The sequence below is a fragment of the Flavobacterium longum genome (genome assembly GCF_965137575.1).
Lineage (GTDB): Bacteria > Bacteroidota > Bacteroidia > Flavobacteriales > Flavobacteriaceae > Flavobacterium > Flavobacterium longum.
The window spans coordinates 558,283-574,247 of the sequence record NZ_CBCRZJ010000001.1; the positions used below are offsets into that span (position 1 = coordinate 558,283).

Below are 15,965 nucleotides of genomic sequence, written 5' to 3' on the forward strand. Positions count from 1 at the left end.
AAAAAAGAAAGAAATCCCGCAATTAGCGGGATTTTTTATTGAATTTCAATGGGCTTCTTGGAATTGATCTTCACCACAGCGTACGGATAGGTAAGCGCCAGCGTGACCAAACCGTCGGGCTTGATTTCCTTGACCGTGACTACAATCTTATCTGGGAATTCCTCAACCTTTTCCACGCCTACGCGGTAGCCGCCCGATCTTTTCTCTCCCAGATTCAAGATGACAAAATTCGCCGTTTTGATATCGGATGCCTTGACCTTGCCTTGCAAATATTCATCGCCGAGCAACATCCCGATTTCGCTTTCGTCGGAAATGATTTCGTAGAATTGGATGTTTCCGCCGCCGTTTTCTTGTTGGGTCAGCACTTCATACAAAGGTTTTTTGGCCGACGTGGATTTCCCGGCGCCGCAAGAGGCCAATATCAGTACCGAAAAAATAAGGCCTATGCTATACAGTTTTCTGCTCATGTTTCTTTTGGATGGCTTCCCGATACAAACCTTCGTACATCGGGAGGATGTTTTTAATATCGAACTGACGTGCCACACCGAGTGCGCTTTTCTTGAACTCAGATAACGCAGCATCGTCGCCCAATATTTTAATCGCGTTGGCTGCCATCGATTCAATGTCGCCGACTTCGGACAAATAACCTGAAACACCATCGACGTTCACTTCGGGCAAACCGCCGCCGTTGGTGGAAATCACGGGCACGCCCAAGGCCATCGCTTCGAGCGCCGCCAGACCGAAACTTTCTGATTCGGAAGGCAGCAGGAACAAATCCGAATAGCTCAAAATCATATCGACTTCGTTGCTGTTCCCCAGAAAAATCACTTTGTCCAAAATGTTGAGTTCACGGCAGAGCGCTTCGGCCTTTTCCTTTTCGGGACCGTCGCCAACCATCATGAGCTTGGCCGGGATTTGCTGCTGGATCTTGTGGAAAACTTTGACAACATCCGGAATGCGTTTCACCTTGCGGAAATTACTGATGTGCGTGATGATGCGCTCGTCTTCACGGGCAATGACGTTGCGGCGGCAGGCTACTTTCGCGCCTTCTGTGGTTTTGTCGAGTTCGATGAAATTCGGGATGACGTGTATTTCCTTGGTGATGTTGAAGAACTTGTAGGTTTCGTCGCGCAGGCTTTTCGATACGGAAGTCACCACGTCCGACGCATTGATGCTGAATGTCACGGCAGGTTTGTACACCGGATGGTTGCCAACAAGGGTAATATCGGTACCGTGCAGCGTCGTGACCATCGGGATGTCGATGCCCTCGGTCTTGAGGATTTGCTGGGCCATGTAGCCGGCGTAGGCATGTGGAATCGCGTAATGCACGTGCAACAATTCGATGCCGTAGAGTTTAACCATATCGACGAGTTTGCTCGACAACGCCAACTCATACGGCTGGTAGTGGAACAACGGATATTCAGGTACGATGACTTCATGGTAATGCACGTTCGGATTCAAAAGCGCCAAACGCACCGGCTGGCTGTAGGTGATGAAATGGATCTCGTGGCCGCGGTGTGAGAGTTCGATGCCCAGTTCGGTAGCAACGACACCGCTTCCGCCGAATGTTGGGTAACAGACTATGGCGATTTTCATTGGTTGTTTTCTGTGTTTAAACGCATGACGGATAGATGAGTTGATGTCATGAGCGTTGTTAAAAGGAATACGAATTTACGGAAAAACATGAAAAATACGCCAGAAAACACCTATTGCGTTACTTGATTATCGCCTGCTGGATCACTTTCTGGATGTCTTCGCGGATGTTCTGTTTAGACAATTCATTCGCGGCGTTGCTGTCCGGGTACGTCCGGTTAGACAAGAACACATACACGATTTCGGTTTCCGGGTCTGCCCATGCCATGGTTCCGGTAAATCCGGTATGGCCGAAACTCGCAGGCGAGACACAACCGCAAGTCGGGCCTGATTGTCCGGGCAATTGCGGTTTGTCGAAACCTAAGCCACGACGGTTTCCTGCGGGGCAATAGTAACAGGTGTTGAAATCGTCGAAGGTCTTGGCCGAAAAATATTGGTGGCTACCGTAATGGCCTTTCCAAAGATAGAGCTGCATGATCTTGGCGATGTCCATGGCATTCGAGAAAATGCCCGCATGCCCGGCCACGCCGCCTTCCATCGCGGCTTCCATGTCGTGCACGTAACCTTGGATGGTCTGGTAACGGAAATACGTGTCTTTTTCGGTCGGTGGAATCACGCTCATATCCACTTTTCGCAACGGGTTGTACATGGTATGGTTCATCCCGATGGTTCTGTAGAAGTTTTTATAACTCAGGCTGTCCAGTGACGTCGCAGTGACTTTCTGCAGATAATCCTTGAGGATGATGAACGTGAAATCGCTGTATTTGTACTCGCGCTTGGGCAATAACTTGCTGTCGGCGATGGCTTTCATGATCGTGTCCTGATAGTCGCTGCGGATGAAAAGATTCTCAGCCACTTGCCGCGAGAATTGCGCATCTGCCGTTTTCCTGTAGTATTTTTCGCTAGGCCGTTTCAGACTGTCCAGCGTGTTTTTGTAGAACGGGATCCACGCCTGCAGTTTCGCATAGTGCGAGAGCAATTCCTTAAAATGGATGTGGCGTTTGTCGGTATTCTCGAAAATCGGGAGCATGTTGCCCAATTCCGTATCCATATTGATTTTTCCCTGGTCGTACAACTGCATCACATTGGGCAGCGTCGAGACCATTTTGGTGAGCGAAGCTACGTCGTACAAATCTGTATTGACGACCTTTTGGTTGGATTCGTAAGTGTGTGTCCCGAATGACTTCTGGTAAATGACTTTCCCCCTGCGCGCCACGAGCACTTGCAGTCCGGGCGTCATTTTCCCGGTGATGGCTTTCTGGGCCAGTTGGTCGATGCCTTTGAGGACTTGCGAATCCATCCCTACATTCTCCGGCGCCGTAAAGCCCAGACGGTCTATTTTTCGTGTGCGCAACCCAAAGTTAACCGGAAACGCCGCGTTGATCGTCACGGGCAATTTGCCTTTGGATTCTATGGCCCCAAAAAGCAATTGGCCCGAAACCACCTGCGACACGTCCGTATTTTGGTACGATACGACAATCGCCTTGATTTTGTTGAAGTTGTTCACCTGTAGCAAGGCATACGGCTTTGCGAAAACGTCCAGGATGACGTTGCTGTACTTGGCGATGGTATCCAGTTTGGCGACTTCTTCCGCTTTCCAACTGTGGTTTTTCCAGGCGCCATCAGGTTTGTGGAATCCTACGATGACTTTTGTGAACGGTTTGAGCCTGACTTTGAGGCTGTCGATGTTGTCTTCGTTGATTTCGGTGATCTCGGTGTATTTCTGTAACGTCGAGAGAAACGGCGAATGTTTGTCGTCGCCCAATTTGACGTACGCGATTTTCTCGTTCTCGATCTTGTCGATGGGCAGGATTTCGTCTTCGTTCTTGATGACCGTCACCGCATTTTCGTACAATTCATACTGGAACGCGACGTTTTGCGGTGTATTGAGGTCGCGGTCAAGGTTTTCCATTTTCACGGGCTTGTAATTGTCCAGCCCGACGCGGTATTTGTAGCGCAGGATTTTCTTTACCGAATGCGCTAATCGTTCCTCAGAAATAATCGAATCCTGGTAAGCCACACATATTTTCTCGAACGCTTTCGGGACATTCTCGGCGTACAACAGGATGTCATTGCCCGCCAGAAACGCTTCCAGATCGATTTCTCCCGGCTGTTTGAAACTAGACGCGCCTTTCATGTTGAGCGCATCAGTGAAGATCAATCCGCCGAAACCCAGTTCTTTCTGCAAGACATTGGTGACGACGTTATAGGATATCGACGACGGATAACCTTCGCGCGGTTCAAGGCTCGGCACGCTCAAATGCGCCACCATGACCGAGGCCAATCCTTCGTTAAAAAGCCTTTTGTACGGATAAAATTCTACTTCATTGAGCCGTTGTTTGGAGAAATTCACCAGCGGTAGTGTGTGGTGCGAATCTACGGACGTGTCACCGTGGCCAGGGAAATGCTTGCCCGTGGCCAGCACGCCGTGGCTTTGGATGCCCTTCATGAGTGCCATCGCCCGTGTGGTGACGTTTACCTTGTCTTCGCCGAAAGAGCGGTTGCCGATGATTGGGTTTTTGGGGTTGGTATTGATGTCGAGCACCGGTGCAAAATTGAAATGCAACCCGAGCCTGTGTGCCTGTTTGCCGTACTCGTCGCCCACGCGCTTGATCAGGTTGATGTCCTGGATGGCGCCAAGTGTCATGTTCCAAGGGAAACGGTTGATGGAATCCAACCGCATGGCCAAACCCCATTCGGCATCGATTCCGATGAACAAGGGCACTTTGGATTGCGATTGGTAACGGTTGGTAAGTTTTGCCTGACGGCCCGGGCCGCCTTGGAAAAAGCACAATCCGCCGATGTTGTGACAGGTGATCAGGTTGTCGATCTGGGCCACATGCAGCGAATCCTTGTTGGAGAACGCAGCCACCATGAACAATTGGCCCACGCGCTCGTCAAAACTCAGCGCGTTGTAAACGCTGTCCACCCAAACGCCTTCTTTTTGTTTGTGCATGCCGACATCAACCATACCCGGTTGTGCCATAGCCAGTTGGCTGATCAACGCCATCAATAGGAAACAATATCTCATCGGTTTAGAAAAATCGGCTGTGCCAGCTTTCGGCGGCCGGAACTTCCCAGAAGTCATTCCACTCACCTACGGTATTAACGAGATTATTGAACACAATGGTTTGTGATGACACCGCTTTTTCCTTCGCCATTTTCTTGAAATCGGCCAAAGATTTATGGGCGATGAACTCGCCGTTGCGGAATGTCACGTTCATTTTGTCGAGCAAGTCCACGCCGTATTTCGCTTCCAGCGATTGGATGAAACGCACCGAATCATCGATGGAACATCCGGACGCAGAATACATTTCCTGATCCACGGCCAAAATGATGAACCGGTTGTACATGATTTTGTAGGACGCGGCGAGCGATGTGCCGTGCGCTGCCCATTGCTGGACGAATTGATTGACGGCAAGGTCAATTTCCCCGATTTCATCGTCGGTGAATTTGCGGTTGGACTGATAAATCCAGATGCGTGAATCTTCAGGAAGGTTTTCGAATGGAATATACATCTCTAACGGGCCAATGCCCTATTTTAATTGTTTTTAGCCAGACCGGTGATGACTTTGTAATATCGGAATTCCTTCGCCACCGGATCATACATCTCGACTTCGGAATAATTCACCGTGACGCGGTCGTTTTTTTTGATTTCGTTATTGGTGAACAACGATGCGGTCTCGAAATACTCCAGCAGCAGCAAATTGTGCACACGGCCGTTCTTGTCTTTCACCTGCAAGGTCACGAACTGATCGGTCTTGATTCCGGACACCGAACCTTCGATTTGCATGTCCGACGAAATGGATTCGGCCTCGCCCTGATTGGCCGCCACGCCAATGGCCATGATAACTTCCGGACAAAGGTCGATCATCTTCAAAGCGGTGCGCTCGCCAATGCCGCGCAATTGTTCTTTATCGGAAAAATCGAGTTTGTATTCTTTCTCGAATTCCGCGGAATGTTTCATGTAGCTGGCCAGCACGCACAACCCGAATTCTTTTTTGAGCGTTTCCACATCCGGATTCGAAAAGGTGCTTTTCTTCGCGTTGACGCACTCGCACGATTCTTTGGCCAGGATTTCCTGCAACGCGTCAGGTTGCGCAAACGCTATCGTCCCGCACAAGATCGCGAATAGTAAAATGCCTTTTCTTGTCATAAATCCTGTGCGTTGGCGATGAGTTCTGCGACGTCCATTACTTTTACGTCGGCCTCTTTTTCCTTGCCTTTCACGCCGTCGGTGAGCATGGTGTTGCAGAATGGGCAACCCGCCGCGATGATCGTCGGTTCGAGCCCGAGCGCTTCTTCGGTCCGTTCAATATTGATTTCCTTGTTGCCCGGTTCGGCGTCCTTGAACATCTGCGCACCACCGGCGCCACAGCACAAGCCGTTGGCCCGTGAACGCTTCATTTCGACGAGTTCGGCATCGAGTTTCTGGATGAGTTCACGCGGCGCTTCATACACGTTGTTGGCACGGCCCAGATAACACGGGTCGTGGAATGTAATGCGCTTGCCACGAAATTGCCCGCCTTCAATGGAAAGACGTTTCTCGTCGAGCAAAGACTTGAGCAACTGCGTATGATGGATGACTTCGTAGTTGCCGCCCAACTCCGGGTATTCGTTTTTCAGCGTATTGAAACAATGCGGACAGGCCGTCACGATTTTCTTTACGCCGTACCCGTCGAGCACCTGGATGTTCATCATGGCCTGCATCTGGAACAGGAATTCATTCCCCGCGCGTTTTGCCGGGTCGCCATTGCAGCTTTCTTCGGTTCCGAGAACGGCAAACGACACGCCGGCCCGATTGAGCAAACGCACGAATGCCTTGGTGATTTTCTTGGCACGGTCGTCAAAACTGCCGGCACAACCCACCCAGAACAAGAATTCGGGCTGTTGTCCGGAAGCCATCATTTCGGCCATTGTAGGTACTTTGAGTTCTTCCATAATATTTTGTTTTGGCGGCAACCGGTACATCTATGGTTGCGGGCCTCACTTATTCGTGTTTGCCGTCGTCGAACACCTGAATGGTCACTTCCTTTTCGACCAAGTCGGTGAACTTGCCCCGGTAGCGCGTAGCTTTTACCAAGTGATTGTCAATCCAGTGGTAATTTCCGCCGCGCGGCTTTCCGAAGAGAATGCCGTGGTATTTGAAACCGTGCTGTTTGAGCCAGGTTTCCGTGTATTCGCGGTGCGCCTCGGTCCTGGACGTGAAGAAAAAAATCACATGGCCTTCGTCGTACCATTTGTTGAGTGTAACCAGCGCATCGGGATAAACCGCTGCGGTGAGCATCCTTTCGGGTTCCTCGTTCGGGATGTCATCGCAGATTGTCCCGTCGATATCAATCAAATAATTCTTAATTCCTTCAGGCAGGATCGGGCTGATGTGTTTGCCGTCTTCAAATGCTTCCTGCAAATTCTTGTCAATGTCTTCCGTTTTCATTTGGTTTCTAAGTTTGCTTAAAAACCCCTTAACCTCGTTATAAGAGAATTTTTAAAAGGGTCGAAAGTCGAAGGTCGAAAGTCGAAAGACCCATCATCCGAAACTCTTCCCTAATTTTTAACTGTTAATTATTAATTTTTAAATTTCTCACTCCTTACATTATCAATTGTCAATTATCCATTGTCAATTAATTTTCCTCTTTCCAATTCAGCCGATCCATCTGGTTGTAGGGCCAAGGCGCACCGTTGTTCTCGACGTTGGTCATCATGGCGTTGAGCGACATCGGGGCGGCACTTTGCTCCATGACCAGATAGCGGCGCATGTCCATGATGATCGAAAGCGGACTGATGTTCACCGGACACTCTTCGACGCAAGCGTTGCACGTCGTACACGCCCACAACTCTTCAGGCGTGATGTAGTCGTTGAGCAGCGTCTTGTTGTCGGGGACGAAAACACCTTTATTCGCGTCGATATTGCGCCCGACTTCTTCCAACCGGTCGCGCGTGTCCATCATGATTTTACGCGGCGACAATTTCTTGCCGGTGATGTTTGCCGGACATGCCGACGTGCATCGGCCACATTCGGTACACGTATAAGCGTTGAGCAATTGCACCCAGTTCAAATCCTGGACGTCGCTGGCTCCGAATTTCGCCGGTGCGGCATCCGGATTGGCCGGCGCGGCAAATGGGTCGGCATTCGGGTCCATCATGAGTTTCACCTCATTGGTCACCGATTCCAGGTTGTTGAATTTGCCCTTCGCGTTCAAATCGGCGTAATACGTATTGGGAAACGCCAGCAAAATGTGCAGGTGTTTGGAGAAATACAGATAATTCAGGAAGACCAGAATTCCAGCAATATGCAACCACCAGAACGATCGTTCGAGCATAGACACCAAGCTTGAATCCATCCCGTCGAAAATCGGGGCGATGTATTGCGACACAGGAAAAGCACCGGCTTTACTGTAATGCCCGAAGTGTTCCGGCAAATTTTGCAGATGGAAATCGGCGGCGTTCATGAGCAGGAACAACGACATCAGGACAATCTCGAAGTACAGGATGTAATTGGCGTCACTCTTCGGCCAACCCTTAAGGTCAGCATGGATGAAACGTTTGAGTTTGATGACGTTCCTTCGCACGAGAAAAATGATAACCGATACCAACACTAACAGCGCCAGCACTTCGAACGAACCAATCAGGAAGTCATAGAAACCGCCCATGAACGACAAGACGCGGTGCGTGCCGAACAAACCGTCTATGATGATTTCCAATACTTCCAGATTAATGATCACAAAGCCTGCATATACGATGATGTGCAGGAAACCCGCTATGGGCCGCTTGACCATTTTGGACTGCCCGAGCGCAATCAAAGCCATGTTGCCCCAGCGCGCCGACGGATTGTCCGAGCGGTCCACGTCCTGCCCTAGTTTGATGTTCCGGATGAGTTTGCGGACATTGATGCTGAAGTATCCGATCCCGATACCGAGCAAAATCGCAAACAACAGGTTGTCAAGATAACTCATTCGTTATGGTGTTTTTGGTGTTTCTTGTTCTGGTTTGGGTGCCACATAAGGGCGGTTTTTCTTGCCGAACAAAGACACGTTGATGTAACGGTTCGGGTTCAGGCGCAAATCCTGCAGCAACAGTTCCAGTTCCTTGGAGGTTTTGTTCAGGTTGGTGTAAAGCGCTTCGTCCTTGAGCATTTTGCCTGCCGTGCCTTTTCCGGCATTGAGGTCGTTCATGATCTGGTCAACACTCGCAAGGGTGGCATCTAATTTTTTGATCGTTTTGCCCAAATCGGCCTTCGCGATGGAATCGGAAATCTTGGCCAGGTTCGCCGAAGCTTTGTCGGCATTGGCCAACGTACTGCTGATCTTGGCCTTGTTGTCGGCCAACATGTCGTTGGTATTGGCCGCAACGCCTTTGAATTCAGCGAGTGTTTCGTTCAGGTTGGCGATGCTGCTGCGCAAATTGGCTTTTGTCTTTTCGTCGAGGATGCCGTTTACATCGGCCATGACCGCATCTATGCTCACGACCATTTTCTCGACTTTCTCCTGCAATGGCGTCAACTTTTCGCCCACGAGTGCCGTCAAACCTGGAACGACGCCGCCTTGGAGGGTGTCGCCACTTTCAGCGAGGTTTTTATCGGTCAGGTTTGGGACGATCTGGATTTGCTTGCCGCCAATAAGTCCTGGCTCGTAAATATTGACGACGCTGGATTTTGCGATCGGGAAATCGTTCTTGATTTGGATCTCGACGATGAGTTTGCCGGTGTTCTGCACCAATTCGATGCTGCTCACCTTGCCTACCACCAAACCGCTGATGGTGACCGGAGCGGATACCGCCAGCCCTTCTACATTGTCGTAATGTACGTAAAAAGTTTTGTAATCGGCGAGCAGGTCGCGGCCTTTCAGGAAGCTATAACCCCAAATGAATAAAAGGATTGAAGCGATAACGAGTATGGCGGTCTTGATTTCTCTTGAAACTTTCAATGGCTTGTAATTTAAATGGTTTGGTCTGACGCAGCCCGTCGCGGCAAAAATAAGACAATCCGACGACTTGGGCGTTGTTTATCGCTTTAAGGCTTCGTCTATCGTGATTTTCTTACCGTCGCGGAACGCCACCAAAAAAGCCGATGAATAGCCTTTGGATTTGGCCTCGCCCTGCAACCTTTTCGCTTCGTTATAATCGCCGGTTTGCCCGTACATGTATTTGTACATATTGCCCGACATGATCACTGAAATCGCGCCCAGCCCGTTGAAATTGGCCGGTGTCAGTTCCAGCTTGTTGCTGCTTACGGCGAGTTGCACCTTGAAAACCACATTGCCCGCAGGCGCTTCCGGTTCGGGTTTTACTTCAGGTTGCTTGACCGGCGTCTTTACAGGCGTGGTCACTGGCGGTGTTTTCGCTATTGGCTTGGTCACCACGGTGTCCGGATCCGGTTTTGGGATTGGCGCTTGTTTCGGTACGCGGTCCGACGGCTTCAAACCATCTTCATCGGGCTGCCCGCCGCCCCAATATTCTTTTTTATAACTGATGACCGCATCAGCGATGGCTTTCGCGATTTGCTGCTGGCCTTCTTCCGAATCGAGGAACGCGCCGTCATCCGGGTTCGAGATGAAACCCATTTCAATCAGGATGCGCGGCATATAAGCCTTGTGCAACACCATATACGGCGCTTGTTTCACCCCGCGGCTTTTCTTGCCGAGCTTGTCGGTGAATTGGTCCTGGACTTTTCCGGCGAGTTCAATGGAATTTTCCAGATAAGTTTCGGTAGTGATGTCGATCAGGATTTTAGATTCCGGATGGTTCGGATCATAGCCTTCGTACTTTTGTTTGTAATCGTTCTCGAGCGTGATGACCGAGTTCTCCCGACGCGCAGCTTCAAGGTTCGATGCGTTCTTGGTCATACCCATGACATAAGTTTCGGTACCCGATGCCGCCGAATTCTTGTTGGCGTTGCAATGGATCGAGACGAAAATGTTGGCGTCCGCGCGGTTGGCGATGTTGGCCCGTTCGATGAGTTCGATGAAAACGTCGGTCTTTCGGGTGTACAAAACCTCAAAGCCCGGCGTATTCTCCAGTATTTTCCCGACCTTTAACGTCACGCCCAGGGCAATATTTTTCTCGATGTGGCCGTGGTAGACCGCACCGAAATCCTTGCCGCCGTGACCCGCGTCAAGCGCCACTTTAAATTTAGAATTCTGGCTATAGGAAGTGAAGGAAACCGTGCAAAAAACAAGTAAAAAAATCGCTTTGATTTTGTTTGGTAAACCCATAGAAAGTAAAAGTTAATTTAATTTAAACGCTCGGCAATAAATGCAATATTTACTTACTTTTGACGAAAATTTATCAGTAAGTTTGGCGCGCCAAAACACACCATTTTTTACAAAAGTAGTACATAAACCTTTGCAGACAAACTTATTTAATATCGTTTTATCAGCAATCTTCCTAACAATTTGTGCTGCAAAAGGCTACGCTCAGGAACCCGTCACGAAATCCATTTCAACACCGCAAACCAAGCCGCTGGACAGCCTTGATATAAACGCGGCCGACCTGGTGAAAATTGCAGACTCGACCAAACAAGACTCGCTCAAGAAAAAGCCGCTGCTCTCCGATAAAATCAAATACAAGGCGGAAACCTACGCCAAGATCGACCAGAAACGCAAACTCATCACGCTCTACGACAAGGCCGAATTGTACTATCAGGACATCGAACTCAAGGCCGGCATCATCGTCATGGACTATGAAAAAAAGGAAGTCTATGCCGGGCGCATCAAGGATTCCACGGGCAAATACACGCAATACCCGATTTTTAAGCAAGGCCAGAACATTGTCGAGCCGGATTCTATTCGCTTCAACACCGAAACCAAACGCGGATTGATTTGGAATTCAAGGACCGACCAAGGCGAATTTAAAGTGAAGGCCGAACTCACCAAGCGCGAAAACGACTCGGTGTATTTCATGAAGAAAGTGCGATTCACCACCGCAAAAGACATCGAAAACCCCGAATATTATTTCCAGACCGATCGCGTCAAATTCGTGCCGGGCGAAAAAGTCGTGGTTGGCGTCACCAATCTGGTCATCGCCGATGTGCCCACGCCGCTCGCCTTACCATTCGCCTTTTTCCCGATGTCTACCAAGGCCCGATCGGGCATTCTCGTGCCGACGTATGGCGATTCGGCCCAACGCGGCTATTCGCTACAGAACGGCGGCTATTATTTCGCGATTTCCGAATACCTGGATTTGGCCGTGCTCGGCGACTATTACACCAACGGCAGTTACGGGATGCGGTTCGAGACGAATTACGCCAAGCGTTACCGGTTCGGCGGCAATGTCAACGTACGGTTCGAAAACCTGATCAACAGCGAACGCGGCTTCCCGGACTATACCAAGACCAACATCTACAACATCCAGTGGACGCACCGCAAAGACCCGAAATCCAACCCGAATTCAACATTTTCGGCGTCGGTCAACTTAGGATCGAGCAAGTATTTCCAGCAATCCATCAACCAGATCAACGTCGGTTCTACACTCAACAATACCTTGCAGTCGTCGGTTTCTTATTCCCGGACATTCAATTCTGTCCCAGCCGTGAACATGTCGCTTACCGCCACGCATCAGCAAAACACGCAGACCGAAACCATCAACATGACCTTGCCGACGTTGCAGGCCAGCGTCGATCGGATTTTTCCGTTCGCCCCAAAAGACGGCATCAAGAAAGGTTTCATCAAGAACATCAACCTGCAATACAACTTGCAGGCGCGCAACCAGATCGAAACCACAGATTCCTTGTTTTTCAAGCCGGAAATGTTCCGCGACGCCGAAGTCGGGTTCCAGCACCAGATTCCGCTGAGCACGAACTTTAAGATTTTCAAGTATTTCAGTGCGTCTACATCGGTCAATTACCAAGAAGTCTGGTATTTACAGACCATCCGTAAATTCTACAGCGCGGCGCAGGATTCGTTGATTACCCAAGACGTGAAAGGATTTGACGCGTACCGAACCTACAATTTCGCGGCGAGCGTGGGTACGACGATTTACGGTACGTTCAATTTCGGTGAAGACAAGAAAATCAAGGCCATCCGCCACGTGATGCGTCCATCGGTTTCCTACAGTTACGTGCCGAGTTTCGACAAGTATTACGACACGTATGATCCGGACGGTTCTGGAACAATGCGTAAGGATTACACCCGTTTCGAAGGCGGCATGTACGGCGCCCCGGCCAAGAATTACTCGAATGTCGTAGGCTTTTCACTCAACAATACTTTTGAGGCCAAAGTGACCGACCGCGACAGCACCAAGACCGAACCCAAGAAGATCATGCTGCTCAACAACTTCAACTTCTCCACGAGCTATAACATCGCCGCCGACACGCTCAAATGGGCACCGCTTCGCATGAGTGGCGGCACGCTGTTGTTCAAGGAAAAGATGAATGTGAACTTTGCAGCCACGCTCGATCCGTATGCGATTGACAACGCCGGCCGCCGCATCAACACCTTCAATATCGACAATGGCGGCAGTTTGTTCAGGATGACCAGCGCAAACATGACCATCGGTTATTCGTTGTCCAGTTCGGACGGCGACAAGCTCAAGAAGAAAGACAACGACCAAGGTTTGCGCAACGGCGGGCGCGAGGACGATTTGTTCGGCACCAATACGGATTTCAGCGACCGGCGCCAGAGCCAGTTCAATGAAGACGACGAAAGCGAAGACGGCGAATTCGACGGTTTTTTCCAATCGAAAATCCCTTGGAACCTGACACTCGCCTACGCGCTTACCTACTCCAACGCACGGCGGGAGAACAAGATCGTCGGCAACTCGCTCATGATATCCACGAACGTCGATTTGACTTCCAAATGGAAAGTCGGGGTTTCCACCGGATATGATTTCGTACAAAAAGGTGTGACATTTACACAATTCCGATTCGAGCGTGACCTTTTGAGCTGGCGGATGGATTTCAACTGGACACCGTTTGGCGACAATGCCTACTGGAATTTCTTCATCGGCATCAAGGCCGGCGTGTTGAGCGATGTGAAATGGGAAAAACGAAACCAGCCGGACAGAACCATTCGGTAATTAATAATTAATAATGAATAGGCTATTGCATTTGCAAACTAGCCACTAGCAACTAATAACTAGCCACTAAAAACTAGCAACTAGCCACTATTATGAAACAAATCATCTTCACCGACAAAGCACCCGCACCCATCGGGCCGTACAGCCAAGCCGTCCTGTCCGGAAATACACTTTACACATCGGGGCAAATTGCGATAAACCCCACCAACGGGGAACTGGTTTTGGACAACATCGAAGCCGAGACCAAACAAGTCATGGAAAACATGAAAGCGGTACTGGCCGCCGCCGACATGACATTCGACCACGTCGTAAAAACCACGATTTTCATCACAGACATGAACGATTTTGCACGCATCAACGCGGTGTACGGCAGTTATTTTACAGAGAGTAATGCGCCTGCGCGCGAAACCGTACAGGTTTCCGTTTTGCCGAAACAGGTGAATGTGGAGATTTCGATGACAGCGGTGAAGTGATGTTTTTGCCGACCGGCGGTTTACTTTTACCTTGACGCAACTCGAGCCTAAAAAGGCGAACGGAGCGACCAACGCACACAAGTATTTTCGCGGTGAGCTAAAGTAACAAAACGTTAAGGCTGAAGAACCAAACCGAAGCCGTTCTGGAAACGACAGAAAATTGTCTGCCGAAAGCCAATTTTGGAAACGCCCTCTTTTCGGGCGCTGCGCCAGCGAGCCGAAATAATTAAATATTCCGCTTAGTCGCGGCTTGCATGAAATCGGCGTGAAGAAAAAATCGGAATCAAAGCGCGTGTACTCAAAAGAAATTCTGTCTGAGCGTTAGCGAGTTAATTTCTTTTCGCGCTCGATTCGATTTTTTTAGCCTATTTCATGGCCGCACCGCATTTTTGCTTCTTTTGTTGCGAGACAAAAGAAGGCCAGCGGCAGCGATACAAAGGAAAGAAAAGTAAGTTTGGACATTGTCCAAACTACCTCTGAATAGAGTTCATAAACAACTGCGCACTCGCTTCATTTGTCGCCAACGGCACATTGTGCACGTCGCAAACCCGGATGAGCATATTCACGTCGGCTTCGTGCGGATGGTTCGCCAGCGGATCTTTAAAGAACAACACCATTTTGGTTTTGCCTTCGGCTACGCGGGCCGCAATCTGCGCATCGCCACCCAGTGGCCCGGAAAGCATTTTCTTGACCTTGAAGCCAGCTTTCTCGGCCTTGCTCCCGGTTGTTCCCGTAGCGATCAGTTTCACATCGGCAGCTTCCAAGAGCGCACGGTTCTTGTTGAGGAACTGCACCATTTCGGCTTTCATGCCATCGTGGGCTATAATCGCGATTTCCATTATTTGTTGATGGAATGGTAAGCAATCAACCCGTCAATGGGCCTGCGCAGCACATTGCCCAACGAAATGCCGTGCTTGTCCAACACCGTTTTGAGTTCGTCGCGCAAATAGAATGCAATCGACCCGATGAAATGCACCGGCACTTCCTTGTGGTTGTCGTATTGCTTGATGTAGTTGTCCACGAAGTCTTCCATACCTGCAAAAATGATTTGCTGGCAGAACGGTTCGTCCTTGAACTCGATCAGGAATTTCGCGAATGTCGCCAAATACGCGTTCGGGTTCGGTTCTTTGTAGAGGTTGTGCTTGATGTGGTCTGCGTCTACGTTGTAGCGTTTCTCGAATTCCTTGGCCAATTTTTCCGGCATCTTCCCAAAATAATAGCCGCGGATGAGTTGCCGCCCAAACTGGTTGCCGCTGCAATCGTCCATGCAGATATACCCCAGCGACTGCACTTTCTGGTGCAACACCAACCCGTCAAAGAAACTGCAGTTTGAGCCAGTGCCCAAAATCGAGACAATGGCCGCCTCACCGCGCGGTGTCGTCGCGTAAACCGCCGCGTAAGTGTCTTCCTGAACCGTTACGGCCGCGCTCGGGAAATACTCCTTGAACACGCCGGTCAGGAAATTCTTCATGCGGTCGGTGCCGCAGCCCGCGCCGTAAAAATACAGGTGCGTCACGCTTTTGCGGTTGTGCGAAATGTCAAATTTGTCATCAAGCCGTGCAATCACTTGGTCTTTCCCCAGCACTTCCGGGTTTAGCCCAAGGCTCTGCGTGGTAAACAAGACTTTGCCGTTGTCGTCAATGGAAATCCAGTCGGCCTTGGTGGAACCGCTGTCTACGAGTAATTTCATAAAGTGGCTAGTGGTTAGTGGCTAGCGGCTAGACAGCTAGCGGTTATATTTTACTTTGGGCGTTGCCTGCGGCCCGCGCTATCGGCTGCACGCGGTGCTGGCCTCTATCGCTAACGCAGTTCATCCTGTGTGCTACGCACGGAACATCCGCATTCAAAAAATAAAAATCCCGTCACAAATCTAACGGGATTTTTTAC

14 protein-coding genes are annotated in these 15,965 nt (G+C 50.0%); 2 read left to right on the forward strand and 12 right to left on the reverse strand.

The features are described 5' to 3' along the window. Positions 1-35: 35 nt before the first annotated feature. The 10 genes from ACM9J1_RS02555 to ACM9J1_RS02600 form a co-directional block, all read right to left on the reverse strand. A complete protein-coding gene (locus ACM9J1_RS02555; protein ID WP_415580330.1) occupies positions 36-467 on the reverse strand; it encodes a protease complex subunit PrcB family protein in 432 nt (143 codons plus the stop codon). After that, positions 448-1,596: an N-acetyl-alpha-D-glucosaminyl L-malate synthase BshA gene (bshA, locus tag ACM9J1_RS02560; protein WP_415580331.1), complete on the reverse strand. Its 1,149-nt coding sequence runs from the start codon at positions 1,594-1,596 to the stop codon at positions 448-450. Before bshA ends, ACM9J1_RS02555 begins: the two co-directional genes overlap by 20 nt. A gap of 118 nt (positions 1,597-1,714) precedes the next feature. Beyond that, the gene (locus ACM9J1_RS02565) at positions 1,715-4,624 is read right to left on the reverse strand and encodes a glycoside hydrolase family 3 N-terminal domain-containing protein (RefSeq protein ID WP_415580332.1); all 2,910 of its coding nucleotides are present in this window, start codon (positions 4,622-4,624) and stop codon (positions 1,715-1,717) included. 4 nt (positions 4,625-4,628) lie between these two features. Continuing rightward, positions 4,629-5,111 carry an ABC transporter ATPase gene (locus tag ACM9J1_RS02570; protein ID WP_415580333.1) on the reverse strand — a complete coding sequence of 161 codons (483 nt, stop codon included), beginning with the start codon at positions 5,109-5,111 and terminating at the stop codon, positions 4,629-4,631. A 23-nt stretch (positions 5,112-5,134) separates the two neighbouring features. Further along, a complete protein-coding gene (locus tag ACM9J1_RS02575; RefSeq protein ID WP_415580334.1) occupies positions 5,135-5,749 on the reverse strand; it encodes a hypothetical protein in 615 nt (204 codons plus the stop codon). Next, a complete protein-coding gene (locus ACM9J1_RS02580) occupies positions 5,746-6,537 on the reverse strand; it encodes a (Fe-S)-binding protein (RefSeq protein WP_415580452.1) in 792 nt (263 codons plus the stop codon). Before ACM9J1_RS02580 ends, ACM9J1_RS02575 begins: the two co-directional genes overlap by 4 nt. A 46-nt stretch (positions 6,538-6,583) precedes the next feature. After that, entirely contained in the window at positions 6,584-7,030 is a 447-nt protein-coding gene (locus ACM9J1_RS02585; RefSeq protein WP_415580335.1) for an LNS2 domain-containing protein, read from the reverse strand. A 187-nt stretch (positions 7,031-7,217) separates the two neighbouring features. After that, entirely contained in the window at positions 7,218-8,549 is a 1,332-nt protein-coding gene (locus ACM9J1_RS02590; RefSeq protein WP_415580336.1) for a 4Fe-4S dicluster domain-containing protein, read from the reverse strand. Positions 8,550-8,552: 3 nt separating this feature from the next. Further along, positions 8,553-9,518 (reverse strand): MlaD family protein, encoded by a 966-nt coding sequence (locus ACM9J1_RS02595; protein ID WP_415580338.1) that lies wholly within the window; start codon positions 9,516-9,518, stop codon positions 8,553-8,555. A 78-nt stretch (positions 9,519-9,596) separates the two neighbouring features. Further along, entirely contained in the window at positions 9,597-10,805 is a 1,209-nt protein-coding gene (locus ACM9J1_RS02600) for an N-acetylmuramoyl-L-alanine amidase (protein WP_415580340.1), read from the reverse strand. 40 nt (positions 10,806-10,845) lie between these two features. Between ACM9J1_RS02600 and ACM9J1_RS02605 the strand changes: the two genes are divergently transcribed. After that, a complete protein-coding gene (locus ACM9J1_RS02605; protein WP_415580342.1) occupies positions 10,846-13,605 on the forward strand; it encodes a putative LPS assembly protein LptD in 2,760 nt (919 codons plus the stop codon). A gap of 92 nt (positions 13,606-13,697) precedes the next feature. Next, the gene (locus ACM9J1_RS02610) at positions 13,698-14,078 is read left to right on the forward strand and encodes a RidA family protein (RefSeq protein ID WP_415580343.1); all 381 of its coding nucleotides are present in this window, start codon (positions 13,698-13,700) and stop codon (positions 14,076-14,078) included. A 470-nt stretch (positions 14,079-14,548) separates the two neighbouring features. Here the strand turns inward: ACM9J1_RS02610 and ACM9J1_RS02615 are convergent, their stop codons facing one another. Together ACM9J1_RS02615 and ACM9J1_RS02620 are read right to left on the reverse strand one after the other, a co-directional pair. Then, positions 14,549-14,917, reverse strand: a complete 369-nt coding sequence (locus ACM9J1_RS02615; protein ID WP_415580344.1) for a methylglyoxal synthase — start codon at positions 14,915-14,917, stop codon at positions 14,549-14,551. Further along, complete coding sequence (locus ACM9J1_RS02620; RefSeq protein ID WP_415580345.1) at positions 14,917-15,768, reverse strand: N-acetylglucosamine kinase; 852 nt, start codon at positions 15,766-15,768, stop codon at positions 14,917-14,919. Before ACM9J1_RS02620 ends, ACM9J1_RS02615 begins: the two co-directional genes overlap by 1 nt. Positions 15,769-15,965: the final 197 nt, after the last annotated feature.

Excerpts from the sequence above, each read along its gene's own strand:
- ACM9J1_RS02555 (WP_415580330.1), bottom strand. The coding sequence starts at position 467 with ATGAGCAGAAAACTGTATAGCATAGGCCTTATTTTTTCGGTACTGATA.
- ACM9J1_RS02575 (WP_415580334.1), bottom strand. The coding sequence starts at position 5,749 with ATGACAAGAAAAGGCATTTTACTATTCGCGATCTTGTGCGGGACGATA.
- ACM9J1_RS02570 (WP_415580333.1), bottom strand. The coding sequence starts at position 5,111 with ATGTATATTCCATTCGAAAACCTTCCTGAAGATTCACGCATCTGGATT.
- ACM9J1_RS02610 (WP_415580343.1), top strand. The coding sequence starts at position 13,698 with ATGAAACAAATCATCTTCACCGACAAAGCACCCGCACCCATCGGGCCG.
- ACM9J1_RS02605 (WP_415580342.1), top strand. The coding sequence starts at position 10,846 with ATGCAATATTTACTTACTTTTGACGAAAATTTATCAGTAAGTTTGGCG.
- ACM9J1_RS02585 (WP_415580335.1), bottom strand. The coding sequence starts at position 7,030 with ATGAAAACGGAAGACATTGACAAGAATTTGCAGGAAGCATTTGAAGAC.
- bshA (WP_415580331.1), bottom strand. The coding sequence starts at position 1,596 with ATGAAAATCGCCATAGTCTGTTACCCAACATTCGGCGGAAGCGGTGTC.
- ACM9J1_RS02590 (WP_415580336.1), bottom strand. The coding sequence starts at position 8,549 with ATGAGTTATCTTGACAACCTGTTGTTTGCGATTTTGCTCGGTATCGGG.
- ACM9J1_RS02600 (WP_415580340.1), bottom strand. The coding sequence starts at position 10,805 with ATGGGTTTACCAAACAAAATCAAAGCGATTTTTTTACTTGTTTTTTGC.
- ACM9J1_RS02620 (WP_415580345.1), bottom strand. The coding sequence starts at position 15,768 with ATGAAATTACTCGTAGACAGCGGTTCCACCAAGGCCGACTGGATTTCC.
- ACM9J1_RS02615 (WP_415580344.1), bottom strand. The coding sequence starts at position 14,917 with ATGGAAATCGCGATTATAGCCCACGATGGCATGAAAGCCGAAATGGTG.
- ACM9J1_RS02565 (WP_415580332.1), bottom strand. The coding sequence starts at position 4,624 with ATGAGATATTGTTTCCTATTGATGGCGTTGATCAGCCAACTGGCTATG.